This window comes from Pseudomonas sp. GW823-FHT02E01 (assembly GCF_058797535.1).
Genome location: NZ_JBXAJS010000006.1, coordinates 393817 through 419653, shown reverse-complemented (window position 1 = coordinate 419653; position 25837 = coordinate 393817). Strand labels below are relative to the sequence as shown.

At 60.1% G+C, this 25837-nt stretch carries 22 protein-coding genes; 6 read left to right on the top strand and 16 right to left on the bottom strand.

What is annotated here, in order from left to right; genetic code table 11:
• Nucleotides 1-97: 97 nt before the first annotated feature.
• The 11 genes from pcaC to pcaR form a co-directional block, all read right to left on the bottom strand.
• A complete protein-coding gene (gene pcaC / locus AC1RDQ_RS17475) occupies nt 98-490 on the bottom strand; it encodes a 4-carboxymuconolactone decarboxylase (RefSeq protein ID WP_008016493.1) in 393 nt (130 codons plus the stop codon).
• A 10-nt stretch (nt 491-500) separates the two neighbouring features.
• The gene (gene pcaD / locus AC1RDQ_RS17470) at nt 501-1292 is read right to left on the bottom strand and encodes a 3-oxoadipate enol-lactonase (RefSeq protein WP_492587781.1); all 792 of its coding nucleotides are present in this window, start codon (nt 1290-1292) and stop codon (nt 501-503) included.
• A gap of 12 nt (nt 1293-1304) precedes the next feature.
• On the bottom strand, nt 1305-2669 hold the full coding sequence (locus AC1RDQ_RS17465) for a 3-carboxy-cis,cis-muconate cycloisomerase (RefSeq protein WP_492587780.1): 1365 nt from the start codon (nt 2667-2669) through the stop codon (nt 1305-1307).
• 43 nt (nt 2670-2712) lie between these two features.
• On the bottom strand, nt 2713-4017 hold the full coding sequence (locus AC1RDQ_RS17460; protein ID WP_492587779.1) for an MFS family transporter: 1305 nt from the start codon (nt 4015-4017) through the stop codon (nt 2713-2715).
• A 194-nt stretch (nt 4018-4211) separates the two neighbouring features.
• A complete protein-coding gene (gene pcaG, locus AC1RDQ_RS17455; protein ID WP_492587778.1) occupies nt 4212-4778 on the bottom strand; it encodes a protocatechuate 3,4-dioxygenase subunit alpha in 567 nt (188 codons plus the stop codon).
• A 1-nt stretch (nt 4779) separates the two neighbouring features.
• Complete coding sequence (pcaH, locus tag AC1RDQ_RS17450) at nt 4780-5484, bottom strand: protocatechuate 3,4-dioxygenase subunit beta (RefSeq protein WP_057716089.1); 705 nt, start codon at nt 5482-5484, stop codon at nt 4780-4782.
• Between the two features lie 37 nt (nt 5485-5521).
• Entirely contained in the window at nt 5522-6727 is a 1206-nt protein-coding gene (pcaF, locus tag AC1RDQ_RS17445) for a 3-oxoadipyl-CoA thiolase (RefSeq protein WP_492587777.1), read from the bottom strand.
• Entirely contained in the window at nt 6724-7503 is a 780-nt protein-coding gene (locus AC1RDQ_RS17440; RefSeq protein ID WP_057716091.1) for a CoA-transferase subunit beta, read from the bottom strand. Before AC1RDQ_RS17440 ends, pcaF begins: the two co-directional genes overlap by 4 nt.
• Entirely contained in the window at nt 7503-8360 is an 858-nt protein-coding gene (locus AC1RDQ_RS17435; protein ID WP_008054173.1) for a CoA transferase subunit A, read from the bottom strand. The genes AC1RDQ_RS17440 and AC1RDQ_RS17435 overlap by 1 nt, the downstream gene beginning before the upstream one ends.
• Nucleotides 8361-8631: 271 nt before the next feature.
• Complete coding sequence (gene pcaK / locus AC1RDQ_RS17430; protein WP_057716092.1) at nt 8632-9978, bottom strand: 4-hydroxybenzoate transporter PcaK; 1347 nt, start codon at nt 9976-9978, stop codon at nt 8632-8634.
• Between the two features lie 123 nt (nt 9979-10101).
• Entirely contained in the window at nt 10102-10944 is an 843-nt protein-coding gene (pcaR, locus tag AC1RDQ_RS17425; protein WP_057716093.1) for a pca regulon transcriptional regulator PcaR, read from the bottom strand.
• Between the two features lie 684 nt (nt 10945-11628).
• Here pcaR and AC1RDQ_RS17420 point away from each other — a divergent pair.
• A complete protein-coding gene (locus tag AC1RDQ_RS17420) occupies nt 11629-11829 on the top strand; it encodes a hypothetical protein (protein WP_007986337.1) in 201 nt (66 codons plus the stop codon).
• A 376-nt stretch (nt 11830-12205) separates the two neighbouring features.
• Entirely contained in the window at nt 12206-13681 is a 1476-nt protein-coding gene (locus AC1RDQ_RS17415) for an inorganic phosphate transporter (RefSeq protein ID WP_057716094.1), read from the top strand.
• Nucleotides 13682-13956: 275 nt separating this feature from the next.
• On the opposite strand, the gene ccoM is transcribed toward AC1RDQ_RS17415, so the two are convergent.
• The 3 genes from ccoM to AC1RDQ_RS17400 all read right to left on the bottom strand — a co-directional run bounded on the left by ccoM (nt 13957) and on the right by AC1RDQ_RS17400 (nt 14813).
• On the bottom strand, nt 13957-14067 hold the full coding sequence (ccoM, locus tag AC1RDQ_RS17410) for a cytochrome c oxidase subunit CcoM (protein WP_007976669.1): 111 nt from the start codon (nt 14065-14067) through the stop codon (nt 13957-13959).
• Nucleotides 14068-14210: 143 nt separating this feature from the next.
• Entirely contained in the window at nt 14211-14372 is a 162-nt protein-coding gene (locus AC1RDQ_RS17405) for a hypothetical protein (RefSeq protein WP_008016476.1), read from the bottom strand.
• 99 nt (nt 14373-14471) lie between these two features.
• A complete protein-coding gene (locus AC1RDQ_RS17400) occupies nt 14472-14813 on the bottom strand; it encodes an aspartate-semialdehyde dehydrogenase (RefSeq protein ID WP_492587776.1) in 342 nt (113 codons plus the stop codon).
• A gap of 217 nt (nt 14814-15030) precedes the next feature.
• Between AC1RDQ_RS17400 and rapA the strand changes: the two genes are divergently transcribed.
• Nucleotides 15031-17877: an RNA polymerase-associated protein RapA gene (gene rapA, locus AC1RDQ_RS17395; RefSeq protein ID WP_057716096.1), complete on the top strand. Its 2847-nt coding sequence runs from the start codon at nt 15031-15033 to the stop codon at nt 17875-17877.
• A 170-nt stretch (nt 17878-18047) separates the two neighbouring features.
• Here rapA and AC1RDQ_RS17390 read toward each other — a convergent pair whose 3' ends face one another.
• On the bottom strand, nt 18048-19397 hold the full coding sequence (locus tag AC1RDQ_RS17390; RefSeq protein WP_349733377.1) for a spinster family MFS transporter: 1350 nt from the start codon (nt 19395-19397) through the stop codon (nt 18048-18050).
• Nucleotides 19398-19664: 267 nt separating this feature from the next.
• Here AC1RDQ_RS17390 and AC1RDQ_RS17385 point away from each other — a divergent pair, with 267 nt between their 5' ends.
• Nucleotides 19665-20030 carry a YkgJ family cysteine cluster protein gene (locus tag AC1RDQ_RS17385; protein WP_046043993.1) on the top strand — a complete coding sequence of 122 codons (366 nt, stop codon included), beginning with the start codon at nt 19665-19667 and terminating at the stop codon, nt 20028-20030.
• Nucleotides 20031-20177: 147 nt separating this feature from the next.
• On the top strand, nt 20178-22394 hold the full coding sequence (locus tag AC1RDQ_RS17380) for a putative bifunctional diguanylate cyclase/phosphodiesterase (RefSeq protein ID WP_492587775.1): 2217 nt from the start codon (nt 20178-20180) through the stop codon (nt 22392-22394).
• On the opposite strand, the gene AC1RDQ_RS17375 is transcribed toward AC1RDQ_RS17380, so the two are convergent.
• Nucleotides 22351-23247 carry an NAD(P)-dependent oxidoreductase gene (locus tag AC1RDQ_RS17375; RefSeq protein ID WP_340316538.1) on the bottom strand — a complete coding sequence of 299 codons (897 nt, stop codon included), beginning with the start codon at nt 23245-23247 and terminating at the stop codon, nt 22351-22353. The genes AC1RDQ_RS17380 and AC1RDQ_RS17375 overlap by 44 nt on opposite strands.
• Nucleotides 23248-23443: 196 nt before the next feature.
• Between AC1RDQ_RS17375 and AC1RDQ_RS17370 the strand changes: the two genes are divergently transcribed.
• Nucleotides 23444-25639 (top strand): hypothetical protein, encoded by a 2196-nt coding sequence (locus tag AC1RDQ_RS17370; RefSeq protein ID WP_492587774.1) that lies wholly within the window; start codon nt 23444-23446, stop codon nt 25637-25639.
• Nucleotides 25640-25837: the final 198 nt, after the last annotated feature.

Here is a 25837-nt window from a genome sequence, read left to right as displayed (position 1 = left end):
CTTGCTCGCGATGGCGGTGTATCAGGCGACATCAATAGTGAATGTGCCGACGCTATCGCGAGCAAGCTCGCTCCCACAGGTTGTTCACCGTTACCGCTTACTCCCGCGATTCAACCCCCAACTCATCCCACACCGACTCGGCCAAGTGGAACGTCGCATTGGCTGCCGGAATCCCGCAATAGATCGCGCTCTGCATGATCACTTCCTTGATCTCGCCACGGCTCACGCCATTGTTGGCGGCAGCGCGCAGGTGCAGTTTGAGTTCGCCCTCGCGGTTCATACCGATCAGCATGGCGATGGTGATCAGGCTGCGGGTGTGGCGTGGCAGACCCTCGCGGGTCCAGATGTCGCCCCAGGCGTGGCGGGTGATCATCTCCTGAAACTCCGAGTTGAACTCGGTCAGGGTGGTCAGGCTGCGGTCGACGTGGGCGTCGCCCAGTACCGCGCGACGGACTTTCATGCCTTCGTCGTAACGTTGTTTCTCGTCCACGGAATATCCCTCAACGAGCCTTCAGAAAGGCCAGAACACATTCGCTGAAATCAGCGCCAGCCTGCACATTGGACAAGTGCGCAGCGTAGAACTCGGCGTACTCGGCGCCCGGTACATGTTCCTGAATGAAGTGCCCACCCGACGGCGGCGTGACCGCATCCTCAGTGCCGGCGATCACCAGCAGCGGCGCCTTGATCGAGGACAGCTGATCGCGGAAATCGGCATCGCGCACAGCTGCGCAATTGGCCGCGTAACCTTCTGGCGAAGTCGCCGCCAGCATGTCGGTAATCTGCTTGGCCGCCGCCGGGTTGGCTTCGGAGAAATCCGGGGTGAACCAGCGGGCAATCGACGCATCGCGCAGGGCAACCATGGCCGCCTGACCATCGCGCAGCACCATTTCAATGCGCGGGTTCCACACCGACGGATCGCCGATTTTCGCTGCGGTGTTGCACACGATCAGCTTGTTCAGTCGATCGCCGGCGTTGATCCCCAGCCACTGGCCGATCAGCCCGCCCATGGACAAACCGCAGAAATGCGCGCGTTCGATGTGCAAGGCATCCAGCAATGCGAGCACGTCGCGGCCCAGTTGCTCGATGCTGTAAGACCCCGGCGTTACCAATGACTGGCCATGGCCGCGGGTGTCGAAACGCAGCACGCGAAAATGCTCGGAGAACGCCGGGATCTGCGCGTCCCACATGTGCAGGTTCGTGCCCAGGGAGTTGGACAGCACCAGCACCGGCGCATCGACCGGTCCATCGAGTTGGTAATGCAGTTCGCCCTCGGCGAGTTGTACAAAAGCCACAGCAAGTCTCCTTCAGGCAGTCAATGCAGAATGTTCAGCCACCGCCCTCTCGACCCAGGTTTTGGCCTGGCCGAGGTAATGGGCAGGGTCCAGCAGATGATCGAGCTCAGCCGCCGACAGTTCGGCGGTCACTTGTGGTTCGTCGCCGAGGACCGCACGCAGGTGACGTTGTTCGGCCACGGCGCGTTTGCAGCATTGCTCCAACAGATGATGCGCGGTATCGCGCCCAACCCGCTGCGCGAGGACGATGCTCACCGCTTCGGCGAGCACCAGGCCCTGGGTCAAATCGAGATTGCGCGCCATGCGCTCGGCATCCACTTCCAGCCCTTGGGCGATCAACAATGCTTGATGCAGGCTGCCCGACACCAGGCAGCAGATTTCCGGCAGGGTTTCCCACTCGGCATGCCACAGACCGAGGCTGCGCTCGTGCTCCTGGGGCATGGCGCTGAACAGCGTTGAAAGCAAACCGGGTACGCGAGTCGCCGCACCGATCAATACCGCTGCGCCTACCGGATTGCGTTTGTGCGGCATGGTCGAGGATCCGCCCTTGCCCGGCGCCGAAGGCTCGAACACTTCGGCGGCCTCGGTTTGCATCAACAGGCTGATATCACGCCCGAGTTTGCCGAGACTGCCGGCGATCAGGCCGAGCGCAGCGCCGAACTCCACCACGCGATCGCGCTGGGTGTGCCACGGCTGATCGGGCAAGGTCAGTTGCAGTTCTTCGGCCAGCGCTTGGGCAATCGGCATGGCCTGTTCGCCAAGGGCCGCAAGGGTTCCGGACGCACCGCCGAATTGCAGCACCAGCAGACGCGGCTTGAGTTCGGCCAAGCGTTGGCGACTGCGGGTCACCGCCCCCAGCCAGCCGGCGACCTTCATGCCGAGGGTGACCGGTGTCGCATGCTGCAGCCAGGTGCGTCCGGCCAATGGCGTGGTCGCGTAGCGCTGGGCCTGGGACGCGAGTGTCTGCCCCAGTTGTGCCAGGTCGCTCTCGATCAGTTCCAGCGCCCGGCGCAGTTGCAGCACCAGGCCGCTGTCCATCACGTCCTGGCTGGTCGCGCCCAGATGCACATAGCGCTCGGCTTCGGCATCGGTGGCCGCGATCTGCTTGCCCAGCGCCTTGACCAACGGAATCGCCGAGTTACCCGCCGTGGCAATGGCCTCGCCCAACGTCGCAAAGTCATAAAGCCCGGCACGGCAAGCTGCTTCAATCGGCGCGACAGCACTCGACGGAATCATCCCGACCCGTGCTTCGGCCCGGGCCAATGCCGCTTCGAAATCGAGCATGGCCTGGACCCGACCCTGATCGCAGAACACCTCACGCATATCGCGGGCCGTGAAATAGGCATCGAACAATTGATTGCCCGGTCGCTGGTTCATAAACAATTCCTGGAGGCACGGGCCTGCGGTCCGCGCGTGAAGATCAAAGGTCGTGATGCAGATACTTCGCCTGTTTCGGCAGACGCAGGCTGAACAGGAACGCTATCGCCATCATCACCGTCACGTACCAGTAGAAGGAGTTTTCCATGCCCACGGCCTTGAGGCTCAAGGCCACATACTCCGCCGAACCACCGAAAATCGCATTCGCCACCGCATACGCCAGGCCGACACCCAATGCACGCACCTCGGGCGGGAACATCTCGGCTTTCACCAGGCCACTGATGGAGGTGTAGAAACTGACGATCGCCAGCGCCAGGGTAATCAACACGAAGGCCAGAAACGGACTTGTCACGCTTTTCAGGCTCAACAGGATCGGCACGGTGCACAGCGTGCCGAGGGCGCCGAACCAGAGCATCGAGTTACGCCGGCCGATCTTGTCGGCGAGCATGCCGAAAATCGGCTGCATGCACATATAGAGGAACAGCGCGCCGGTCATGATGTAGCTAGCGGTCTTGGCCGGCATGCCGGCGGTGTTCACCAGGTACTTCTGCATGTACGTGGTGAAGGTGTAGAAGATCAGCGAACCACCGGCGGTGTAACCGAGTACGGTGATGAATGCGGTTTTATGGTCGCGAAACAGAGCGCTGATGCTGCCGGCGTCCTTGTTTTCGCGCATTGCCTTGCTGGTGGTTTCTTTGAGCGAACGACGCAGATACAGCGAAACCAGCGCCGCCATGGCACCCACCACGAAGGGTATCCGCCAGCCGTAGGCACGCAGGTCATCTTCGGTGAGGAACTGTTGCAGGACCACCACCAGCGACACCGCGAGCAATTGGCCGCCAATCAGGGTCACGTACTGGAACGAGGCGAAGAAACCGCGTTGGCCCTTGAGCGCCACTTCACTCATGTAGGTTGCGGTAGTGCCGTACTCACCGCCCACCGACAAGCCTTGCAGCAAACGGGCGAACAGCAACAGGATCGGCGCCCAGACCCCGATGTTGCTGTAGGTCGGCAGGCAGGCGATAAGCAGCGAGCCGAAGCACATCATCAGAATCGAGATCAACATCGAATTCTTGCGCCCGTGCTTGTCCGCCAAGCGCCCGAAAATCCAGCCACCAATCGGCCGCATCAGGAACCCGGCGGCGAACACGCCAGCGGTATTGACCAGCTGCACGGTGGGGTTATCGGACGGGAAAAAGGCCGGTGCGAAATAGATCGCACAGAAGGCGTAGACGTAGAAGTCGAACCATTCAACCAGGTTGCCGGACGAGGCACCGACAATGGCGAAGATCCGCTTGCTGCGTTCTTCGCCCGTATAAAGAGCTATAGGCGCTGTGGGTGTTGTCATTGTTTTTTCACTCAATGGGGAAAGTGAGAGTCTAGACACACTTTGCAACACTCCCGTTCCGCAGATAAATCAGCAACACAAATCCCCTGTGGGAGCGAGCTTGCTCGCGATAGCGTCAGGTCAGTCACCATTTATGCTGGATGTGACTCAGTCATCGCGAGCAAGCTCGCTCCCACAGGTGTTGCGGTGTTCACTTAATAGTCGAAGAACACCGTCTCGGCATCGGTACCCTGCAGAATCACATTCCACTGATAAACACCCGACGCATCCTTCTTGGCCAGCAAGGTACTGCGGCGCTCGGCCGGCACGCACTCCAGCAACGGATCGTTGACGTTGGCCGCCTCGCCATCAAAGTAGATACGCGTCAGCAGGTGCTTCACCAAACCACGGGCAAACACCAGAACGACAAGGTGCGGTGCCTGGGTCGTGCCTTTGAGCCCCTCGACCGAACCGGGCTTGATGGTGGTAAAGCGAAAGCGTCCTTCGGCATCCACCGGCACCCGGCCAAAGCCTTCGAAGTTCGGGTCCAGGGGTTTGTCCTGATCGTCTTCGGGGTGGTCATACTTGCCGGCGGCGTTGGCCTGCCAGACTTCCAGCATCGCGTCGTTGACGATGTCGCCATTGCCGTCGACCACTTGCCCGGTGATCGCTACGCGCTCGCCCAGGGTTTGTTCGACGGTCAGGTTTTCGCGGTTCAGCCAGGTCAGGCCGATGTGGTAGTACGGCCCGACGGTGTGGGACGTGGTCGCAGTCAGCGTCATCTTATTTCTCCATCGGCGTGGCGTCGCGGCCGCGCAATACGATGTCCCAGCGATAACCGAGGGCATAGGAAGGGATGGTTTTTTCCAGATCGAACGTGGCGATCAAACGCTCTTTGGCGCTGGTATCGGGCACGCAGTTGTAGATCGGGTCGTACGCCAGCAGCGGGTCGCCCGGGAAATACATCTGCGTCACCAGGCGCGTCAGGATGCTCGGCCCGAACAGCGAGAAATGGATGTGCGCCGGGCGCCAGGCGTTGTGGTGGTTACCCCATGGATAGGCGCCGGGCTTGATGGTCTGGAACTGGTACCAGCCATCGGCGTCGGTCACGGTGCGGCCGGTGCCGGTGAAGTTCGGGTCCAGCGGTGCGTCGTGCAGGTCGCGGGCATGGGCGTAGCGACCGGCGGCGTTGGCCTGCCAGATCTCCACCAGAATCCCCGGCACCGGCAGACCGTTTTCATCCAGCACACGGCCGTGGATGATGATGCGCTCCCCCTGAGGCTGCCCCTCGTGCTGGGCGGTCAGGTCGTTATCCTTCTCGTTGATGCGCTCGGCGCCGACGGTAGGACCGGTGATTTCCGACAGCGAATGCGGCAGGAACACCAACGGCTTGGACGGCGAGCGCAGGTTGGTGGATTGATAGGTCGGGTGCAGGTACTCCGGCTGGGTGCCTTCCTGCGGGCGACGGTAACCAGGCTTGTCAGTCATGAAACATTCCTCAGTTCTTATAAGTCTTCAGAGCGCGTCAGACGCGCTCGATCGCCAGGGCCAGCCCCTGACCGACACCGACGCACATGGTGGCCAGACCTTTCTTGCCACCGTTTTTTTCCAGCTGATGCAATGCGGTCAACACCAGCCGCGCGCCACTCATGCCCAACGGGTGACCCAAGGCAATCGCACCACCGTTCGGGTTGACCTGGGCCGCGTCGTCCGCGATCCCCAGTTCACGCAGCACCGCCAGGCCTTGGCTGGCGAAGGCTTCGTTGAGCTCGATCACGTCGAAATCGCTGACCGCCACACCGAGGCGCTCGATCAGTTTACGCACCGCCGGCACCGGGCCAATGCCCATCACCCGCGGGGCAACGCCGGCGCTGGCCATGCCCAGCACTCTGGCACGGGCAGTCAGGCCGTGTTTCTTCACCGCTTCGGCCGAAGCCAGGATCAACGCGGCGGCGCCGTCGTTTACACCCGAGGCATTGCCGGCGGTGACGGTCTTGTCGGGGCCGTTGACCGGTTTGAGTTTGGTCAGAGCTTCCAGGGTGGTGTCGGCGCGAGGATGCTCGTCCTGGCTGACCACGGTTTCACCCTTCTTGTGGGCTATGCGCACTTCAACGATTTCTTCGGCGAAGAACCCGGCGGCTTGTGCGGCGGCCGTGCGTTGTTGACTGCGCAGGGCGAACGCGTCCTGATCGGCGCGGGACACCTTGTAATCGTCGGCCACGTTGTCAGCGGTCTGCGGCATCGCATCCACGCCGTACTGGGCCTTCATCAACGGGTTGATGAAGCGCCAGCCGATGGTGGTGTCTTCGAGCTTCATGTTGCGCGAAAAAGCGGCATCGGCCTTGCCCATCACGAACGGCGCACGGGACATCGACTCGACGCCGCCGGCAATCGCCAGTTCCATCTCGCCGCTGGCGATGGCGCGAAACGCGGTGCCGATGGCATCCATGCCCGAAGCGCAAAGGCGATTGAGGGTCACGCCGGGAATGGTTTCCGGCAGGCCGGCCAGCAACAGTGCCATACGCGCAACGTTGCGGTTGTCTTCACCGGCCTGGTTGGCGCAGCCGAGGAACACCTCGTCCACCGCGTTCCAGTCCACCGACGGGTTGCGCTCCATCAAGGCCTTGATTGGCACGGCAGCCAGGTCGTCGGCACGCACCGACGACAGGCCACCGCCGAAACGGCCGATGGGGGTACGAATCGCGTCGCAGATATAAACGTCACGCATCACGCTTCTCCGGGGGCTTGGCCGTGTGCGGCAGCGGTACGGGCTTCGAGGTCGCGCAGCGCGGTCAGTTCGACTTCAGTCGGCTCGGCGGTTTGCTCAACCTGGTCGGCAAAGCGAATCGCCCAACCGGTGGCATCAACCACTTGCTCGCGGGTCACACCCGGATGCAGTGCAGTGACCACGAACTCATGGGTACCGGCTTCCGGCTCCATGATGCACAGATCGGTGATGATCCCCACCGGTCCGGCGCCTGGCAGACCGAGACGCTTGCGCGAATCGCCGCCCTCGCCGTGGCCGACCGAGGTAATGAAATCGAGTTTGTCGACAAAGGAGCGCGACGACTGCTTGAGGATGATCAACACGCTCTTGGCGGAACCGGCAATCTCCGGCGCGCCACCTGCACCCGGCAGACGGACTTTCGGCGCGTGGTAATCACCCACGACGGTGGTGTTGATGTTGCCGAAACGGTCGACCTGCGCCGCGCCGAGGAAACCGACGTCAATGCGCCCGCCCTGCAGCCAGTAACGGAAAATCTCGCCGGTCGGCACCACGGTGTCGGCGGTTTCCGCCAGCTCACCGTCGCCAATCGACAGTGGCAATACACTTGGCTTGGCACCGATCGGGCCCGATTCGTAGATCAGCACCACATCAGGCGAGGAAGTCAGGCGCGCCAGGTTGGCCGCTTTCGACGGCAGGCCGATGCCCACGAAGCACACCGAGCCGTTCTTCAGGCGACGGGCAGCGGCAACGGTCATCATTTCATTGGTGGTGTAAGTCATTACTTCGCCTCCGAAGCGGCGGCCAGTTTGGCCTGGAACTCGCTGAAGTCAGCGCTGCCGTGGATGTATTCGTTGATCCACGCGGTGAAGGTTTCACGGTCGCGGGCAATCGGGTCCCAGGCCTGGTAGAAGCGGTTGTCGCGTTCGTTGTAACCGTGGGCGTAGGATGGATGCGCGCCGCCAGGTACGTGGCAAACCGCGCTCAAGGCCCAGGTTGGCAATACACAGGAGTTCATTGGCGCATTGAGGTCGTCGACGATTTCCTCAACGGTGACGATGCAGCGCTTGGCCGCCAGCGCAGCTTCTTTCTGCACGCCGAGGATGCCCCACAGCAGCACATTGCCCTTGCGGTCGGCTTTCTGCGCATGAATCACCGTGATATCCGGACGCACCGAAGGCACTGCTGCCAACACTTCGCCGGTGAACGGGCAGGTCACGGATTTGATCAGCGGGTTAACCTTCGGCAAATCGGAACCGGCGTAGGCACGCAGCACCGCGAACGGCAGGCCGGATGCCCCGGCGACGTAGGCGTTGGCCAGGTCGGCGTGGCTGTGTTCTTCGATTTCCAGCGCGTGGGGCCACTGTTTCTCCACAGCGTCACGCAGGCGATGCAGGGAGCCGACACCCGGGTTGCCGCCCCAGGAGAAAATCAGTTTGCGGGCACAACCGGCACCGATCAACTGGTCGTAGATCAAGTCAGGGGTCATCCGCACCAGGGTCAGGTCTTTCTTGCCCTGGCGAATGATTTCGTGACCGGCGGCCGTCGGGATCAGGTGAGTAAAGCCTTCGAGCGCGACCGTATCGCCGTCGTTTACGAATTGCTTCACCGCGTCGTGCAGCGAAAGGATTTCAGCCATTGGGGCAGGCTCCCGTTTATTGTTAACCGACAGTGGAAGAAGGCGCCGATGCGCAGCGCCGGAATGACTGAAGGTTAAGCTTCTGAAAAAGGCCAAACAATCCGATAATCGACTGAGCGTTCGATTATCGAACACATTGTTGCTCGGCTAACAATCCAGATCAAAAGCTTCGCGAGCAAGCCCGCTCCCACAGGGATAAGTGTGATCCTTGTGGGAGCGGGCTTGCTCGCGAAGAGGCCCGCAACAGCAATAAAGAACCCGAGTGATGGCCTCAGGTCGCATCCGCATGACTGACCATGCCCTTGATCACCACTGCCGTCGTCGCCAGCGCCGCCGGAATCACCAGCGCCGTCAGCACTTGCTCGAAGTTCCAGCCCAGGCCCAGCAGCGTCGCGCCCATCCACGCCCCGAGGATGGCGCCGAAGCGGCCGATCCCGAGCATCCACGACACGCCGGTGGCCCGCCCCTGAGTCGGATAAAACCGCGCAGCCAGTGACGGCATTGCCGATTGCGCACCGTTGACACACATCCCGGCCACCAGCACCAGCGTCGCCAACAGCGCGATGTTGCCCAGGCTCTGCCCTACCGCGTAGGCAAACACCCCGGCCAGCAGGTAGAAAGTGCCGATGACCTTGTGCGGATTGAACCGGTCCATTGCCCAGCCCACGCCCACCGCACTCAGCACGCCACCAAACTGGAACAGCGCGCCGATGAAGGCGGCCTGCTCCATGCTCGCGCCACTGTCACGCATCAGCGTCGGCAGCCAACTGGTCAGCAGGTAAACGATCACCAGGCCCATGAAGTAGGTCAGCCACAAGAGCAAGGTGCCGGTGCTGTAGGTGCCGGAGAAGATCACCGCGAACACATTGCGCGCCTTCACGGTTTTCTGTTCCGGCACACTGAAACTGGACGCCTGGGCCACCACCGTCGGGTCAATCGGCGCCAGTGCCTTGCGTACTTTGTCCGTACCGCGGTTGCGCACCACCAGGTAACGCGCCGACTCCGGCAACCAGAACAGCAAAACGACGGCGAGGATCAGCGGCAGCACTCCACCGATCAGCAGCAGGCTGTGCCAGCCAAAGGCCGGAATGAGCTTGGCCGAGATAAATCCGCCGCCAGCCATGCCGAGGTTGAAGCCGCAGAACATGCTGGTCACCAGCAGGGACTTTTTGCGCTCAGGGGTGTATTCCGACAGCAGCGTGGTGGCGTTCGGCATGCCGGCGCCCAGACCCAGGCCGGTCAGGAAGCGCAACACCAACAGCTGATCGACATTGGTGCTGTAGGCCGAGGCCAGGCTGAAGGCACCGAACAACAGCACCGCGCCGACCAGTACGACTTTTCGCCCGAAGCGGTCAGCCAGAGGGCCGGAGCCCAGTGCGCCGAAGACCATGCCGATCAACGCCGCACTCATCACCGGGCCGAGACTGGCTCGGTCGATACCCCAGTCCTGGGACAGGGCCGGGGCGATGAAGCCCATTGCCGCGGTGTCGAGGCCATCGAGGAAGACAATCAGGAAACACAGGATCACCACGCGCCACTGGTAGCGCGAAATGGGTTGGGCATTGATGAAGGACTGCACGTCGAGGCAGTTACCTACAGCAGACTGAGGCTGGTTCATTATTTTTATCCCACGGATCGCGGTCGAACGATGTCAGCAGATGCTGACGAAGCCGCGACAGTAATGATCCGGAGGAAACAGCGTCAATTCGATAAACGCGACTCTGTGCGTTTATCGAACGGCTTAGGCAAACAACTGGGCGCTGAGGTCGCGGCTGGCGCTCAACAAACCAGGCAGGAACCGCTGTTCCAGTTCATTGCGGCTGACTCGCCCGGCGTGAGTGCTGACATTGAGGGCCGCAACCACCTGCCCGGAAGCGTCGTACACCGGGACGGCAATCGAACGCAGTCCTTGCTCGAGTTCCTGGTCGACGATGCACCAGCCTTGCTGTCGCACCTCTTGCAGGCATTCGAGCAACGCCTCGGGGGTGTGGATCGTGCGGCTGGTCTTGGCTTGCAATTCGGCGTGGTCGAGGTATTCGCCCAGCGAGGTGTCATCCAGCGCGGCCAGCAGGATCCTCCCCATCGAGGTGCAATAGGCCGGCAAGCGCCCGCCCACCGACAGGTCCACCGAAATCAGCCGCTGGGTGGTCGCGGAGCGCGCGATGTACAGAATGTCATCACCCTCCAGCGTGGCCATGTTGCAGGCCTCGTGCAGTTGCTCGCTCATGCGGTCCAGGTAAGGCTGGGCGGAAACCGCCAGCGGCGTAGATGACACATAGGCATGGCCGAGGGTCAGCACTTTGGGCAGCAGCGAATAGGTGCGGCCGTCGGTGGTGGCGTAGCCGAGCTTGATCAGGGTGTGCAGGCAACGGCGCACGGCGGCGCGGGGAATTTCCGTGCGGTGACTGATCTGGGCGATGGTCAGGTGTCGTTTGCGCTCCTGGAACGCTTGCACCACGGCCAGGCCGCGGGCCAGGGACGTCATGAAATCCGGGTCGCCGGTCAGTGCCTGGATCCGTTTGGCAGGTGAGGCAACGATGGGAGGAGCCACTGAAGCGAAGGAATTGCGCATTTGATCGTTCATACAACGTCCTTTTACCCATTCGGATCAGCGACTATTACAAAGGGCGAGCCTGGCGCTCAAGCCCGGCCCGTCAACTCCGTGCGATTATCGAACACTCGACCGATAATCGCAATCCGTCGTGCAAATCACATGCGCTGATGTCCGGTTTTCGCTGACTTACGCCCCATGTTTGCGCCGACTCGACGCAGGACTTAATGGGGCAATCCAATTACCGTAACTTGCCTGATTTAATGGCGTCAGAAAGGCATCGCAGCAATGCGGTATCCGTCGACGTTCTAGTTAATCGCAAAGTTTCGAGCAACAAAACGGTCACACACCAAGATTCACTTTTAACTCTTTGGAGATAGTGTTCTTCAAATCGGCAGCTATAATACAATTCAGTAGCGCTTCGGTTTTTTACTTGCCGAACCCGCTACCCGGCCAGGCGATGTTCCATCGCCGTTGCCCGTTGCAAGCGCCAGATCCGCATTGCACAGCCTTGCCATCGCGCTTGCCGAAACAGGAAACTGAAGCTACGTCAGCTATTTATCTCTGGTGTCGTGGCCGCCTGTGACATGGAAGTATTGATCACGTTGTTGCCAAAAACGATGCCTTGTCGGGCATTGCCCACTCGACGAACGTGATCAAACGATTTGATGCAGCGCGTTTTCACCAGAATTTATCCCAACTCAATCAGGTAGCACTGTGACGAAAGACGAACTGCGCGCGGAACTAGAGCGCCAGGAACAACGCTACAAGGAAGTTTACGGCGGAGAAGTCACCACTTACGCCGCTCAACCCGAACCGGAACGTAAACCCTGGCGTAAACGCGCCACCGTTCAGGATCAGGTTTTCCAGCAAGAACTTCAAAAAATGGAAAAGGAACTCAAAGCCGAAGAGCCGTGACTGCTTCGGCCTGATCCTTACAAGAACCTGCCTCTGCACCCGTTAAAAGCGGGATGTATTGATGTTGCCTTTCGCGCCCGCTACGAGCGGGCAGCGGCCATCACCGTCGTCGAATCAGGCAGATTTCCGGTATCTGACCTATTTCTCAGATTTTTCTCACAACCGTTCAAGCCCCTCTTACCGGGCCGTGAAGGTTTTGTGACAGTCAATTTTTCCAATAAAATCAATGAGTTAAAAAACACAGCAAAACCGTGGGTTTTCAGGTTCTGCGGCAAAAAAATTCGTTGAAGAATGTTACCGATGAGCAGCTAGTGCATTGATTAGCAGTCTTTTCTGGCATAATCGCGCCCCCTTATGACCGGGTCAGAAAACCTTCATGATCGATTTATTCAGCGGACTGGATGCTTGGGTGCTTGTGAGCCTCTTGCTCGCCCTGGCCTTTGTCCTCGCCTTCGAGTTCATCAACGGCTTTCATGACACCGCTAACGCGGTGGCGACCGTTATCTACACCAAAGCCATGCCGCCTCACCTGGCGGTGTTCTTCTCCGGTGTGTTCAACTTCCTCGGCGTGCTGCTGGGCGGGGTCGGCGTGGCGTATGCCATCGTCCACCTGCTGCCGGTAGAACTGCTGATCAATGTGAACACCGGTCACGGACTGGCCATGGTGTTCTCGTTGCTCGCCGCAGCCATCACCTGGAATCTGGGCACCTGGTACTTCGGTATCCCCGCCTCCAGCTCCCACACGCTGATCGGTTCGATCCTCGGCGTGGGCCTGGCCAACGCCCTGATCAACGAAATTCCGTTGGCTGACGGAGTGAACTGGCAAAAGGCGATCGATATCGGCATGTCGCTGGTATTCTCGCCAATGGCAGGCTTCCTGATCGCCGCGCTGATCCTGATCGGTCTTAAATGGTGGCGTCCGCTGTCGAAGATGCACAAGACGCCGGAACAGCGCCGCAAGATCGACGACAAGAAACACCCGCCGTTCTGGAATCGCCTGGTACTTGTGATCTCGGCCATGGCCGTGAGTTTCGTGCACGGTTCCAACGATGGCCAGAAAGGTATCGGCCTGATCATGCTGGTCCTGATCGGTATCGTGCCGGCCCAGTTCGTCCTCGACCTGAACAGCACGACCTACCAGATCGAACGGACTCGCGACGCTACGTTGCACCTGAGCCAGTTCTACCAGCGCAATTCCGAAACCCTGGGCGAGTTCCTGGCCCTGGGCAAGAGCTTGAACGGCGACTTGCCGGAGAAATTCCGTTGCAACCCGCAACAGACCGAACCGACCATCACCGCCCTGCTCGGCACCCTCAAGGGTGTAGCCGACTACCATTCGCTGTCGGCGGAAAGCCGCATCGAAGTACGTCGTTACCTGCTCTGCCTGGATGACACCGCGAAGAAAGTCAGCAAATTGCCAACGCTCGGGGCCCGTGAAAAGGCTGACCTGGACAAATTGCGCAAAGACCTGACCACCACCACTGAGTACGCTCCGTTCTGGGTGATCCTGGCGGTTGCACTGGCCTTGGGCCTGGGCACCATGGTCGGCTGGAAACGCGTGGTACTGACCATTGGCGAGAAGATCGGCAAGCAAGGCATGACTTACTCCCAAGGCATGTCGGCGCAGATCACCACCGCCAGCCTGATCGGCATGGCCAACATCTTCAGCCTGCCGGTTTCCACCACCCACGTGCTGTCCTCGGGCGTGGCGGGCACCATGGTCGCCAACAAGAGCGGCCTGCAAGGCGGCACCGTCAGAACCATCCTGCTGGCCTGGGTATTGACCCTGCCAGCCACCGTGGCCCTGTCGGCCGGGTTGTTCTGGCTGGCCTCGAAGGCGCTGGGTAGCTGATACAGCGGCATCGAAAAAGGCGCGCTCCGCAAGGACCGCGCCTTTTTTATTGCCACCAATCGCAAAAAATCACTGTAGGAGCGAGCTCTGCTCGCGATGACCGCAAGGACAACGCGTACATTCAGGCAGCCCGCGTCATCGCTGGCGTCCATCGCGAGCAGAGCTCGCTCCTACAGGGTTACGTGTTTACCGATAGTTTTTTACAGGCAAAAAAAAGGGCAACCGAAGTTGCCCAAAATGCCTTGCGTGCTCATTACATCCAGAAAGAACTACGGTTATTTCCGCTTGTGCGAATCCTTCCAGATAAAAAGTCCGAACCCTGCAAAAAATACAAACATGAGGCTGACAGTCAGCACTCCGGCGATCACCACGTTGTCGAAAAACATGACGCGTCTCCTGTACCTGCCCTGTTGCGATAGGGCTAAGTTAACCAAACGGGCAGGAGAGAATATTGACCGGGATCAATGTCGCCCGAGACTGGGCAAGAGGAAGGGAGAAGTTTGACCCGCATCAATGAATGCGGGGGATTTCAGCGCTTTTTCGGTTTGTTTTTCGGCTTTTTTTTGGCCTTGCCCAATGGCATGGCCTGCTCGAACGCCTGGCGAACTTCATTGAGCCGCTTGTCATTGAGGTCATGAACACGCTTGGCGCGCTCGGCATTGAGGTCAATCAGTTTGTCGTCTTGGCTCATGGCAGTCAGTGCATCGCTTGAAATGAGTTTAAGCCGCCGTAGCGTTCGGCAACCCTGCGCCAATAATGCGGCCTGACGGCCGTGCTGACCAGCCTGCGCTCAAATCTCGATATCGACCCACAACCCTTGCCGCGGCTGATCTTCCATCAGCGGTGCCACCGGCACGGTGTTGTCGGCATTGAGCTCATCCCCGGGAATCGCCAGGTGAGCCTGCGGGTCATTATCAGCTTCGTGGCGACGTCGTTCCTGCTCCTGCCTGCGGCGCTGTTCCTCGCGCAGCACCAGTCCGTCCTCCTCAGGATTGCGCTTTTGCAGGTCGATCGTGCTTTCACTGGAGCTTTCCTGCACCGGCGCCACCGGAGGAATATCCGGACGCTGACGGATCGGGTCGGTCTGTGAAGTGATCGGCACGGCACTCAAGGGGAGCATCGGTGGCAGCATGGTTTTCAGTCTCCTGTCAGCAGGCTGTCGGCTGCGGGGATGGCGACTTGAGCCATCGGTCGCAAACTGTGACTCATTTGGCACTCATTAGTGCACCGGGCGGCGCGTCATGCACAGGTGGGCTAACGTATGACTGTGAGTTTTTCTGAGAGTCCTTTGGCCCTGAAGCCCTCATTCCGTTAAGATAGCCCGCTTTTTCAGGTGGGAGTCAGGCAGCATGGCGCAGCAGTATCAACCGGGGCAACGCTGGATCAGTGACAGCGAAGCCGAGCTGGGTTTAGGCACCGTTCTGGCACAGGACGGCCGCTTGTTGACCGTGCTCTATCCGGCCACTGGCGACACTCGCCAGTACGCGCTAAGGAATGCGCCCCTCACCCGTGTGCGGTTTTCGCCCGGTGACTCCATCACTCACTTCGAAGGCTGGAAGCTGACCGTTCGCGAAGTCGACGACGTCGATGGCCTGCTGGTTTACCACGGCCTCAACGGGCAGAACGAAGTGGTCACCCTGCCGGAAACCCAACTGTCGAACTTCATCCAGTTCCGCCTGGCCAGCGACCGTCTGTTCGCCGGCCAGATCGACCCGCTGGCCTGGTTCTCCCTGCGTTACCACACACTGGAACACACCAGTCGCCAGTTGCAGTCCTCCCTTTGGGGTCTGGGTGGCGTGCGTGCGCAACCGATCGCGCACCAGTTGCACATTGCCCGCGAAGTCGCCGACCGTATCGCGCCACGGGTTCTGCTGGCCGACGAAGTAGGCCTGGGCAAAACCATCGAAGCCGGCCTGGTGATCCATCGCCAATTGCTCTCGGGCCGCGCCAACCGCGTGCTGATCCTGGTTCCGGAAAACCTGCAGCACCAGTGGCTGGTCGAGATGCGCCGCCGCTTTAACCTGCAGGTCGCGCTGTTCGACGAAGAACGCTTCATCGAAAGCGATGCCAGCAACCCCTTCGAAGACACCCAGCTCGCACTGGTCGCGCTTGAGTGGTTGGTGGACGACGAGAAAGCCCAGGACGCGCTGTTCGCGGCGGGCTGGGACTTGCTGGTGGTCGACGAGGCTCACCACCTGGTGTGGCACGAAGATCAGGTCAGCCCTGAGTATTCCCTGGTCGAGCAACTCGCCGAGACCATTCCCGGCGTGCTGCTGTTGACCGCCACTCCGGAACAACTGGGCCAGGACAGCCACTTCGCTCGTCTGCGCCTGCTCGACCCGAACCGTTTCCACGACCTGCAAGCCTTCCGCGCCGAGAGCGAAAACTATCGCCCGGTGGCTGAAGCCGTTCAGGAGTTGCTGGACAAGGGACGCCTGTCGCCGCAAGCCCACAAGACCATCCACGGTTTCCTCGGCAACGAAGGCGAAGCCCTGCTGGCCGCCGTCAACGATGGCGACACCGAAGCCAGTGCGCGTCTGGTGCGTGAATTGCTCGACCGCCACGGCACCGGCCGCGTGCTGTTCCGCAACACCCGCGCTGCCGTGCAGGGTTTCCCGGAGCGCAAGCTGCACCCGTACCCGCTGCCGTGCCCGGACGAATACCTCGAACTGCCATTGGGCGATCACGCTGAGCTGTACCCGGAAGTCAGCTTCCAGGCCCAACCGGACGCCAGTGAAGAAGAACGCTGGTGGAAATTCGACCCGCGCGTCGAATGGCTGATCGATCAACTGAAGATGCTCAAGCGCACTAAAGTGCTGGTGATCTGCGCCCACGCCGAAACCGCCATGGACCTGGAAGACGCCCTGCGTGTGCGCTCCGGCATCCCGGCCACGGTGTTCCACGAGGGCATGAACATCCTCGAGCGTGACCGCGCCGCCGCCTATTTCGCCGACGAAGAATTTGGCGCGCAGGTGCTGATCTGCTCGGAAATCGGCAGTGAAGGTCGCAACTTCCAGTTCTCCCATCACCTGGTGCTGTTCGATCTGCCGTCCCACCCGGACCTGCTGGAACAACGTATCGGTCGACTGGACCGGATCGGCCAGAAGCACATCATCGAACTGCACGTGCCGTATCTGGAAACCAGCCCGCAAGAGCGCCTGTTCCAGTGGTACCACGAAGCGCTGAATGCGTTCCTCAACACCTGCCCGACCGGCAACGCCTTGCAGCACCAGTTCGGCCCGCGCCTGCTGCCGCTGCTCGAAGAAGCCGACGATGGCGAGTGGCAAGCGCTGATCGACGAAGCCCGTACCGAGCGTGAACGTCTGGAAGCCGAACTGCACACCGGCCGCGACCGTTTGCTGGAGCTCAACTCCGGTGGCGCTGGCGAAGGTGATGCGCTGGTTGAAGACATCCTCGAGCAAGACGATCAGTTCGCCCTGCCGATCTACATGGAAACCCTGTTCGACGCCTTCGGCATCGACAGCGAAGACCATTCGGAAAACGCGCTGATCCTCAAGCCGAGCGAAAAAATGCTCGACGCCAGCTTCCCGCTGGGCGACGACGAAGGCGTGACCATCACCTACGACCGTAACCAGGCGCTGTCTCGCGAAGACATGCAGTTCATCACCTGGGAACACCCGATGGTTCAGGGCGGCATGGACCTGGTGCTGTCCGGCTCCATGGGCAACACCGCCGTGGCGCTGATCAAGAACAAGGCGCTGAAACCTGGCACCGTGTTGCTGGAACTGCTCTATGTCAGCGAAGTGGTTGCCCCGCGCTCGCTGCAACTGGGCCGTTACCTGCCACCGGCCGCCCTGCGTTGCCTGCTCGATACCAACGGCAACGACCTGTCGGCCCGCGTGTCGTTCGAAACCTTGAACGATCAGCTCGAAAGCGTGCCGCGTGCCAGCGCCAACAAGTTCATCCAGGCCCAGCGTGACCAACTGACGCCACGGATCAACGCCGGTGAAGCGAAGATCCTGCCGCGCCACACTGAACGTGTCGCCGAGGCGCAGCGTCGCCTGGCCGCCGATACCGACGAAGAACTGGCGCGCCTGACCGCCCTGCAAGCGGTCAACCCGACCGTGCGCGACAGCGAACTGGTGGCCCTGCGCAAACAACGCGAGCAAGGCCTGGCCATGCTCGACAAGGCTGCGCTGCGACTGGAAGCGATTCGGGTGCTGGTGGCGGGTTAACAACCCTCCTCCACCGCTATGAAAAGAAGGCCCGCAGCGATGCGGGCCTTTTTTGTTTACTTCAAATTCAGTAGTGCTGCTGATGACCTCATCGCGAGCAAGCTCGCTCCCACATTGGATCTTCAGTGCCTATGAGATACCTGTGGGAGCGAGCTTGCTCGCGATAGCGGTTAAGCAGTCACCGCAGAACTGTCAGGCTCAACCACCGCCACCAACCCGTCCTTCATCCGCTTGGCGTCCCTCACAAAACACCGCGAAGCCAGGAACAGAAACACCACGGTGAGCAACAACGCCACCGGTATCAGGTACATCGCGTCATGCAGGCCGACCGCTTTAAACGCCTCAGTCATTTGCTCCGCGCCCGCCGCAAGCATCGCCGTGTGGGCGAAGTGATCCGACAATGCCCCGACCACCACCGGCCCCAGGCCACCGCCCAACAGGTACAGCCCGGCAAAGAACAGCGCCATCGCCGTTGCCCGCAACCGAGGCTCGACCACATCCTGAATCGCCGTGTACACGCAGGTATAAAAGTTGTAGGCGAACAGCCAGCCCATACTGAATACCGCGACAAACACACCGATCTCGATTCGCCCGGAATGCAGCGCCCACGCGGTGCAGACCGTCGAAATCACCAGGCTGAAGGCGGCAAACAAAAGCCGTCCGTTGGCGATGCGCTGGTGAATCTTGTCCGCGATCCAGCCACCGAGGGTCAGGCCGACCAGCCCGGTCACACCGACAATAACTCCGGTCGCCACTGCGGCATCCTGCAACGGCATGAGGAAGTAGCGTTGCAGCATCGGCACCAGAAACGAGTTACAAGCATAGGTGGCGAAGTTGAAACACAGGCCGGCCATCACCAACCACAGGAAGGTTGGCACTGCCAATACCCGACGGATCGGCCGATCGATTTTTTCCTGCGAAACCTGAACGCTCTCGGCAGCGCCGCGCTTTGGTTCCTTGATGAAAAACATGAAGACCGCCAGGATCAGCCCGGGCACCGCCGCGATAAAGAACGGTGCGCGCCAGCTATCGAAGGCCTTGACCATCGCGCCAATGGTGAAGAACGCCAGCAACAGCCCCAAGGGCAGCCCCAGCATGAAGATCCCCATGGCCCGCGCCCGACGGTGCGCCGGAAACAAGTCGCCGATCAGCGAGTTGGCGGCTGGCGCGTAACTGGCCTCGCCGATGCCGATGCCCATGCGCACGATCAGGAAGCTCCAGAAACTGCCCACCATGCCGTTGACGGCGGTCAACCCGCTCCATACCGCCAGCCCCCAGCCCATCAGCTTGCTGCGCGAGCCGGTATCGGCCATGCGCCCCAGCGGCAAGCCGGCAATGGCGTAGACGATGGTGAATGCCGTCCCGATGATCCCCAACTGGAAGTCACTGAGGTGCCATTCCATGCGAATGGGCTCGATGATGATGGCCGGGATGGTGCGGTCGAAAAAATTGAACAGGTTGGCCAGGAACAACAGGAACAGAATGCGCCAGGCATTGGCCGCTTGGGTCGAGTTCTGCATGGGTCCGTCTCTTTTATTGTTTTTGGGGCGTCACTGCCCCCGGACTTTGCAATCTAGACAGGCCGGCCGCGCCTGTCTTTCATTATTCGCCAGGCTGATACCAACCCATGGGACGCAACCTGTAGGAGCTTTCGCGGGACGGGTATTTCGCAGTCCGTCCGAGCGATGAAAAATACCTTTCAGCCCCCCTTCCCAAGCCGTTGGCGAAGCCTAGAATAGCGGCCTTGTTTCCCCCCTGTGTCTCCACTCCTCCTTAGATAATCGCCCATGTCCGAAGCCAGTCCGTGTCTGAATTGCGGTGCCTGCTGTTCTCATTTTCGCGTGTCATTTTTCTGGGGTGAATGCGCCTCGTCCGGGGGGACGGTACCCGATGAGCTTGTCGAGCAGATCAGCCCCAGTCGGGTCGCGATGCTCGGAACCGGTTGCAAACCCGTGCGCTGCACCAGCCTGGTCGGAGACGTGGGCAGTACGGTGCAGTGCTCCATTTACGAAAAACGCTCCAGCACCTGTCGGGAGTTCGACGCTTCGTGGGTCGACGGCCTGGCAAATCCCGATTGCGACGCGGCCCGTGCGGCTTTCGGTTTGCCGGCCCTGCAACCCGCGTTCGAGACGCCTCAGAAGCAAATCGCCTGAGTCATAGCACTAATCGCTATTAGCCTAATATCAAAAAAATTGGCATCAATGTGCCACTACTGCTTGCGCTCCATCCACGCCCTCTATACTCCACGACATTCGCCGACGCTCCTTGCGCCGACCTGAAGCTTAACGATGGGGCATGCTATGGAGTGGCTTGGTTTGCATTTCATTACCGAGCTACCAGAGACTGGGCAGGTCATACTTAATTGCACACATGACCCGTTTCTGGTGCTGCTGGCTTATCTGGTCGCCTGTGTCGGCGGTTTCGCGACACTGGACATGGCCGAACGGGTTGCTCACGCTGAAAAATCCGCGTCCCAAACGCTCTGGCGCTGGGTGGGCAGCGGATGCCTGGCCGGCGGCATCTGGGCCATGCATTTCGTCGGGATGCTGGCATTCCAGGCGCCTATCGATCTTCACTACCAACTGCCTGTCACGGTGTTCTCGCTAACCATCGCGCTGTTCGCCGCATGGCTGGCGATGCGTACCCTCAGCCTTCCTGAGCTGAGTTTTCGACAGTGCCTCACGTCATCGGTCGGGATCGGCCTGGGTATCGCGACCATGCATTACGTGGGCATGACGGCCATGCACTCCAATGCCTCGGTCTATTACCATCCGGGCCTGTTCGCCCTGTCCATCGCGATCGCGATCGGTGCCGCGCTGGCCGCCTTGTTGCTGGCATGGTATCTGCGCGACGGTGCAGGCATGCTGCATCAGCTTTTCAAATTCGGCGCCAGCCTGGTGCTCGGGGCGGGCATCCTCGGTATGCACCTCACTGCCATGGCCGCCTTCAACATGGTGATGCCCAGCGACAGCCTGCCAGCGCAAACCGGCGAACATCGCCATCTGCAACTGGCGCTGACCGTGACGGTCATCACCCTGCTGATCATCGGCAGCAGCATCAGCGCGGCACTGGCGGACAAGAAGCTGCAACACAAGGACCATGACCTGCAACGGGTCAACTCCCTGCTAAGCCAACTTGACCAGGCGCGCATGTCGCTGCAACAGCTGGCGAACTACGATGCGCTGACCAACCTGATCAACCGCCGCGGGTTCAACCAGGTCTTCGCTGAAAAACTCATCGAAAAAACCAACAAAGGCGGGATGCTGGCGGTCATGTTCCTGGACATCGACCATTTCAAGCGGATCAACGACAGCCTTGGCCACGATGCCGGTGACGAACTGCTCAAAGTGCTTGCCGGGCACATCAAGAGCTCTGTTCGCAGTTATGAGGATGTGGTCGCTCGCTTCGGCGGCGACGAGTTCTGCCTGCTCATCGACCTGCGTGATCGTGACGAAGCGCGGCAGATGGCCCAACGCATCATGCTGAAAATGAAGGAGCCCATCGAGTTGGCCGGCAGGCGCATGGTCATGACCACCAGCATCGGCATCAGCCTGTTTCCGGAAGACGGCAAGACCTGCGAGGAACTGTTGAAAAACGCCGATCTGGCGCTGTATCAGTCCAAGGGTGGCGGCCGGAACGGGCTGAGTTTTTTCAGTGCCGACCTGAAAACCCGCGCCACACTCGAGCTGCAACTGGAAGAAGAGTTGCGCCACGCCCTGCGTGAAGACACCGGCCTGATGCTCTATTACCAACCAATCTATGACCTCAAGACCGGTCAGGTGAGCAAGCTCGAAGCCTTGATCCGCTGGCAACACCCGGTCCACGGCTTCCTCGTACCGGATCGTTTTATCGCCATCGCCGAAGCCAATGGCCTGATCGCCGAGCTGGACAACTGGGTGCTGCGCAAGGCCTGCGAGGATCTGGGCGAGTTGTCGCGCCAAGGCTGTGAAGACCTGAAGATCGCCGTGAACTGCTCGCCCCTGAACCTGGCGCGCGAAGAACTGGCCGATGAAATCGAGTACGCATTGCGGGCCTCCGGTGTGGAGCCCCACCGTCTGGAACTGGAGGTCACCGAAAACGCCTTGATGGGCAATATCGCCGACACCCTGGTGCTGCTGCGCCAGATACGCGCCCTCGGCGTTTCGCTGTCGATCGATGACTTCGGCACCGGCTATTCATCCCTGGCCTACCTCAAGCGCTTGCCGCTCAACACACTGAAAATCGACCGCTCGTTCATCCAGGACATTCCCAAGGCGACCCAGGATATGGAAATCGTCCAGGCGATTATCGTCATGGCCCATACCCTGCACCTGCAAGTGGTCACCGAAGGGGTCGAAACCTTCGAGCAATACCAGTTCCTGGAAGACCATGGCTGTGACTTCGTTCAGGGCTATCTGCTGAGTCGGCCGGTGCCACTGGCCGAACTGCATCCGGTACTGAAAGAAATCAACCAGCGCAAGCACGCCTACACCGTCACGACGCTGAGCCTGGTTCACGGTACAACTGCACTAATGTAGACGGGTCCTTTTCAAGAAACCCCTGACTCCCATGCAGGCGCATCAACTGCGCGGCCAGACCGCTGATCGGTGTCGCCGAGCCTTGTTCACGGGAAAACTTCACTGCTGTATCCAGATCCTTGAGTAACGTCCGTACGTGCCATTTGACCGGCTCGAAACGGTTTTGCGCCATCTGCGGGGCCAGGATCTGCAAGGGTTTCGAATCGGCAAAGCCGCCGGCCAGCGCTTCGGCGATCAGACTGGCATCAACCCCGGAACGCTCCGCCAACGCGACCACTTCGGCAATCACCAATGCATTGCAGGCGACGATCATCTGATTGCACGCCTTGGTCACCTGCCCGGCCCCGACGCCGCCCATATGCGTCACACGCTGCCCCAGGTTCAACAGGACAGGCCTGACCCGCTCCAGATCCTGTAGCTCACCGCCGACCATGATCGCCAGGCTTCCAGCCTCGGCACCGACCACGCCACCGGACACCGGCGTATCGAGCCAGCCCATGCCGGTTTTAGCGGCAAGTTCTGCGGCCATTTCCCGCGTAGCGTTGGGCTCCAGGCTGGAGAAATCCACCAGCAGCTGGCCTTTTTTGGCGCCCTCCACAACACCTGCCGGACCAAACACCACCTCGCGTACGACCGAGGTATCGGCCAGGCACAGCATCACCACGTCAGCGTGCTGGCACAGTTCGGCCGGGCTGGCGACCTGGCGCGCGCCGGCCTCCACCAGCGGCTTGCACTTGTCCGGATTGCGATTCCATACCGCCAGCGGATAACCCGCGGCCAGCAGGCGCCGGCACATCGGCAGCCCCATCAGGCCGATCCCGGCAAACCCTAACGAAGGTAGCGTTGACATCATTTTGCCTCTTCTTGATTAAAGATCACCGAATATTGGCCGATTCATCATGACTCAGGAAAGGATTCACTCCGAGCAATGCTCAGGCTAAAGACCAAGGCATGGTCCAAGTACGCGCTGAAAAAAGACGCGATTGTATTCCGTGACGGTTCGACGACAGTGAGTCGGCCAACCAATCAGCCCAGGTAGATGGCGAACTATGACTTCTAAAAACAACCCGGCCACTGCGGTAACCGATCTGACGTTGAGCCCCGCGGCCAACAGCCCGTCATCACCTAAGCCATTGATTCAAGCGCGCCCGTTGGCGACCCAGCAATACCTGTACTTCACCGAAACCAACACCGACCGCATCCTCGACAACCTCGACGGCCTGCGCGACATGGTGTTCCCGCGCGCACCGCACCTGGAAGGCGACAGCGAACAGCACAGCGATCAGGAATTCCCGTCGGTATGCCTGATCGGCCTGGGCCGCTGTGGCTCGAACATTGCGCTGGACGTGGCGGAACTGGTGTACAACGCCCGCAAGTTCTACCTCAACGAATTCAACAACGAAGATCGTCTGTCGCCGGACAAGCGTTTTGCCGAAAAGGGTTACAGCCCGGCCCAGTGGATTCGCAACAACCTGCGCCTGGGCCAGAACAAAAACACCAAGCCGGTGTTCCTGGTCGAGCCGCTGGTGATGCTCGGCGACCTGGACAAGGACATCGCCGGGCGCATCCGTTTCTCGCGCAAGGGCGAAAAAAGCGGCTTTCTGCGCGACTACAGCAAGATGAAGATCATGGACCTGTCGGAAGTCCACGCCGGTGGCGCCGGTAACGCGCCGATCCTCGGCCAGTACCTGGCCAAGATCATCCTGAACAAGGACACCCAGCGCTTCTCCAGCCCCGACTGGAAAATGATTCACTCGTACCTGATCGACAGCTGCGGCATCAAGGCGAACCAGTCGCGCCTGTATTTCTCGATCTTCAGTGCCGGCGGCGGTACCGGCTCGGGCATGGCCTCGGAGTTCGGCCTGGCCCAGCAGCACTCGTACATGAACAAGACGTTCGATACCAAGCCGATGGACGAGCACGACAGCAAGAGCGGCCACTCCTTCGTCTTCGAACCGATCTTCACCAGTGGCATCTGTGTACTGCCGAACATTTCAGATCACCGCAGTGAAATGTCCGAGGCGCTGCACATCAACGCCGGTCGCCTGTTGTGCAAATATCTGTCGGAAGAGTGGGACTTCTCCTACAACTTCGCCAACGAAGACAGCAGCGAAGCCAGCGTCATGGGCCGCATCCGCCCATGGAACGCGATGATGCTGATCTCCAACGACATCATGCGTTACGCCGAAGAGAACGATGACGGCAATATCCAGAACATTGATGTCAATGCCATGGAAAAGCATGCCAACCAATACATCTCGCAGCAGATCTTCAACATTCTGACGGCCCAGGCGGTGACCACCGACTACGACCAGAACTATTTCCGTCGTGCCGGCATCGACATCGGCGAAACCATCCGCCTGGACGCCAACGACCTGTTCATGAGCCTGGCCGGCCCGGTGGCGATTGCCTACGCCGAGTCCGTGGTACCGGAAACCCCGGCGCCGAGCAGCGACAAATTCAAGGTGTTCGAGAAAGAGCCGCAACGCCTGAACATCGACGACCTGTTCTTCCGCTCGATCGACCTGCCGCACTTCAACAAGGTCACCCAGGCCATCGAGGGCATCAGCCTGTTGCCGATCGAGTCCAAGCGCTATCGCGCGTCGCTGGAGCAGTACAAGAACTCGGGTTACGACGCGGCGGCCCTGCATGACCTGCACTTCTTCAAGAATTGCTCGTCGGTGGTGTCGATCGTTTCGTTGCCGAAGGACTACAAGCTGTCCTACATGGATTTGAACCGGTTGAAGACTCATCTCAACAGCCTGTTTCCCAACACCACGCTCAAGCGCTACGCGCTGGTGATCGGTGCTTCGGCCAACCTGTCGCTGACCACCCTGATCGCCAAGAGCCCGTGCCTGTCGGACGATTTCCTGACGCTGATCGTGGCCTTCATCAAGCGCTGCTTCGCGAAAAACCCGTACCGCTTCGACGAGACCCTGGACAACTCGATCCTGGACTTCATCATCAACGAACAGTTCGATGAAGACCGGATTGACGAACTACTCAACGAATTCGAGAACCCGGCGAAGATCCTCGATACCAACTGGTACGCGATCAAGCCGATGTACGAGAAGAAGTACCGTGAGCTGATCAACGACAAGGACAAGTTCGTCTCGATCAACGACATCCGCCTGTCCCGGGATTGCGTGAAGAAATCGATCAAGTACCTGCGCGAGATCTACCGTCACCGCATCGGCAAGACCAAGGTTATTTCGTTGAATAACCATACGGGCAAAACGGCTTAACAAGACCCGAAAAACTCACCGCCCCTATCGCGAGTAAGCTCGCTCCCACAGTTGACCGCGTTCTGTTTGAAAGAATGCGATCCCTGTGGGAGCGAGCTTGCTCGCGATGGCGGCCTTGAATTACTGCAAATCAACATTCAGAAACAATTGAGCAGACGTTCAGTTGCCCTCCCAACTGTTCCCGTTACGTTTACGTCA

What these genes read in the sequence shown, in the direction of transcription:
- AC1RDQ_RS17465 (WP_492587780.1), bottom strand. Translation starts at nt 2,669, where the DNA reads ATGAACCAGCGACCGGGCAATCAATTGTTCGATGCCTATTTCACGGCC.
- AC1RDQ_RS17460 (WP_492587779.1), bottom strand. Translation starts at nt 4,017, where the DNA reads ATGACAACACCCACAGCGCCTATAGCTCTTTATACGGGCGAAGAACGC.
- pcaG (WP_492587778.1), bottom strand. Translation starts at nt 4,778, where the DNA reads ATGACGCTGACTGCGACCACGTCCCACACCGTCGGGCCGTACTACCAC.
- pcaH (WP_057716089.1), bottom strand. Translation starts at nt 5,484, where the DNA reads ATGACTGACAAGCCTGGTTACCGTCGCCCGCAGGAAGGCACCCAGCCG.
- AC1RDQ_RS17440 (WP_057716091.1), bottom strand. Translation starts at nt 7,503, where the DNA reads ATGACTTACACCACCAATGAAATGATGACCGTTGCCGCTGCCCGTCGC.
- AC1RDQ_RS17435 (WP_008054173.1), bottom strand. Translation starts at nt 8,360, where the DNA reads ATGGCTGAAATCCTTTCGCTGCACGACGCGGTGAAGCAATTCGTAAAC.
- pcaK (WP_057716092.1), bottom strand. Translation starts at nt 9,978, where the DNA reads ATGAACCAGCCTCAGTCTGCTGTAGGTAACTGCCTCGACGTGCAGTCC.
- pcaR (WP_057716093.1), bottom strand. Translation starts at nt 10,944, where the DNA reads ATGAACGATCAAATGCGCAATTCCTTCGCTTCAGTGGCTCCTCCCATC.
- AC1RDQ_RS17415 (WP_057716094.1), top strand. Translation starts at nt 12,206, where the DNA reads ATGATCGATTTATTCAGCGGACTGGATGCTTGGGTGCTTGTGAGCCTC.
- ccoM (WP_007976669.1), bottom strand. Translation starts at nt 14,067, where the DNA reads ATGTTTTTCGACAACGTGGTGATCGCCGGAGTGCTGACTGTCAGCCTC.
- AC1RDQ_RS17405 (WP_008016476.1), bottom strand. Translation starts at nt 14,372, where the DNA reads ATGAGCCAAGACGACAAACTGATTGACCTCAATGCCGAGCGCGCCAAG.
- AC1RDQ_RS17400 (WP_492587776.1), bottom strand. Translation starts at nt 14,813, where the DNA reads ATGCTGCCACCGATGCTCCCCTTGAGTGCCGTGCCGATCACTTCACAG.
- rapA (WP_057716096.1), top strand. Translation starts at nt 15,031, where the DNA reads ATGGCGCAGCAGTATCAACCGGGGCAACGCTGGATCAGTGACAGCGAA.
- AC1RDQ_RS17390 (WP_349733377.1), bottom strand. Translation starts at nt 19,397, where the DNA reads ATGCAGAACTCGACCCAAGCGGCCAATGCCTGGCGCATTCTGTTCCTG.
- AC1RDQ_RS17385 (WP_046043993.1), top strand. Translation starts at nt 19,665, where the DNA reads ATGTCCGAAGCCAGTCCGTGTCTGAATTGCGGTGCCTGCTGTTCTCAT.
- AC1RDQ_RS17380 (WP_492587775.1), top strand. Translation starts at nt 20,178, where the DNA reads ATGGAGTGGCTTGGTTTGCATTTCATTACCGAGCTACCAGAGACTGGG.
- AC1RDQ_RS17375 (WP_340316538.1), bottom strand. Translation starts at nt 23,247, where the DNA reads ATGATGTCAACGCTACCTTCGTTAGGGTTTGCCGGGATCGGCCTGATG.
- AC1RDQ_RS17370 (WP_492587774.1), top strand. Translation starts at nt 23,444, where the DNA reads ATGACTTCTAAAAACAACCCGGCCACTGCGGTAACCGATCTGACGTTG.